Origin of the sequence: Azospirillum sp. B4 (assembly GCF_000333275.1) — a bacterium.
GTDB lineage: Bacteria > Pseudomonadota > Alphaproteobacteria > Azospirillales > Azospirillaceae > Nitrospirillum.
The window spans coordinates 1-1,693 of sequence record NZ_BACU01000525.1 but is presented as its reverse complement, the minus strand read 5'-3'; the positions used below and the strand labels follow the sequence as shown (position 1 = coordinate 1,693).

At 67.5% G+C, this 1,693-nt stretch carries 1 pseudogene; it reads left to right on the top strand.

Going from position 1 to position 1,693, the window contains the following annotated elements:
* Positions 1–1,524: pseudogene (locus tag I55_RS35005) on the top strand (hypothetical protein); the annotation flags it as partial.
* Positions 1,525–1,693 lie beyond the last annotated feature (169 nt).

Sequence of the window (1,693 nt, the reverse complement as noted above, 5' to 3'; positions counted from 1 at the left end):
GATCCCGACGCGGACGTGCGCGTGACCGTGGCGCAAAACCCCTCGGCGCCGGCGCCGGCCCTGGAGCGCCTGGCCGCCGATCCCGACCCGAACGTGCGATGGGGTGTGGCGAAAAACCCCTCGGCGCCGGGGCCGCTGCTGGAGCGCCTGGCTGCCGACGCCGACAGGAGCGTGCGACGGAGTGTTGCGAAGAACCCCTCAACGCCGGGGCCGGCCCTGGAGCGCCTGGCCTCCGATCCCTACGTCGACGTGCGCCAGGGTATGGCGTCGTTGAACCCCTCTGTGACGCGGCCAGCCCTGGAGCGCCTAGCTACCGACGCCGACCGGGACGTGCGCAGGTGCATAGCAATGCTCCCCTCGACACCGGGGCCGATCTTGGAGAGCTTGGCCGCCGACCCCGAATATAGGGTGCGGGAGGCTGTGGGAGGGAACCGATCGGCATCGGGACCGGTCCTGGAGCGCCTAGCCGCCGACCCCGAATATAGGGTGCGGGAGGCTGTGGGAGGGAACCGATCGGCATCGGGACCGGTCCTGGAGCGCCTAGCCGCCGACCCCGAATATAGGGTGCGGGAGGCTGTGGGAGGGAACCGATCGGCATCGGGACCGGTCCTGGAGCGCCTAGCCGCCGATCCCGAAAATAGGGTGCGAGCGGCTGTGGGAGGGAACCGATCGGCATCGGGGCCGGTCCTGGAGCGGCTGGCCGCCGACGAGGATGAGCGCGTCCAATTCACCGTAGCGGAGAACCCATCGGTGCCCGTGACGGTCCTGGCTCGACTGGCCGCCGATCCCGAAGCGGGCGTGCGCGCGATCGCGGCGGCGAACCCCTCGACGCCAGGGCCACTCTTGGCTCGCCTGGCCACCGATCCCCACGGAGAGGTGTGCACAATCCCGGCGTATAACCCCTCAACGCCGGGGCCGGCCCTGGAGCGCCTGGCCGCAGATCTCGACCCGGACGTGCGACGGCTTGTGGCGATGAACCCCTCGACACCAGGTCCGACCCTGGAGCGTCTGGCAGCCGATCCCGAATGGGACGTGCGCCAGGGGGTAGCGGAGAACCCATCGGTGCCCGTGACGGTCCTGGATCGACTGACCGCCGATCCCGAAGTGAACGTGCGGCGGAAGGTGGCGGATAAACCATCGGTGCCGGGACCGTCCCTGGAGCGCCTGGCCGCCGATCCCGACGACGGCGTGCGGGGGAACGTGGCAATGAACCAGTCGACGCCGGGACCGGCCTTGGAACGTCTGGCCGCCGATCCCCTCAGGTATGTCCGCGAGTGCCTGTCGTTGAGCCGATGGGTGTCGGAGCCAGCCCTGGAGCGCCTGTCGGCCGATCCCGAAAGGGACTTGCGCTGGAATGTGGCGTCTTACCATTTGACGCCAGTGCCGGTACTGGAGCGCCTGGCCGCCGATCCCGACCCGAACGTGCGATGGGGTGTGGCGAAGAACCCCAGCACCCTGTTGGAAAGCCTGTCCAACGAATCTCAGCCTATCAGCCCAGAAGACATGTCTAGATGGCTCACCTGATGGTAGCTGTAGCCCAACACGACGAAACGGGCAGCACTCGACAGCGAGTTGCCCTCCTGCAATTTGACTTCGTTCTCCTGATATCAGTTCAATAAAAGTATCGTGAGGCGCTTGGACCTCGAAACACCATGGGTGCGGTGCCGCAAGGCCGAGAGGAAAATGAGCCGGA